The organism is Acinetobacter sp. 148 (assembly GCF_031196675.1).
Taxonomy (GTDB): Bacteria; Pseudomonadota; Gammaproteobacteria; order Pseudomonadales; family Moraxellaceae; genus Acinetobacter; species Acinetobacter baumannii.
This window is the reverse complement of record NZ_JAVIMT010000057.1, coordinates 1-271: the sequence shown is the minus strand read 5'-3', so window position 1 is coordinate 271 and position 271 is coordinate 1. Positions and strand designations below refer to the sequence as shown.

Genomic DNA, 271 nt, shown 5'->3' with positions numbered 1-271 from the left:
AAAACAAGTTAAACAGCTTGCCAAACACCACTGTGATTATGAATGCATTAAGCACAGAAGTGTTAGGCGACGGTTCACAAGTAACCGGTCTTAAATATAAAGACCGTGCAACTGATGAAGAGCATGTGGTAGAGCTTGCAGGGATCTTTGTACAGATTGGTTTACTTCCAAACACTGACTTCTTAAAAGACAGTGAGGTTGAATTAACCAACCGTGGAGAGATCATTGTGAATGACCGCAACGAAACCAATGTAAAAGGTGTATTTGCTGC

Annotated in this window: 1 protein-coding gene; it reads left to right on the top strand. The window is 41.0% G+C overall.

Annotated elements, in window-relative coordinates:
* Window positions 1–271: FAD-dependent oxidoreductase (locus RFX69_RS09110; RefSeq protein ID WP_309169228.1), on the top strand; the 271-nt coding region annotated here is incomplete at both ends.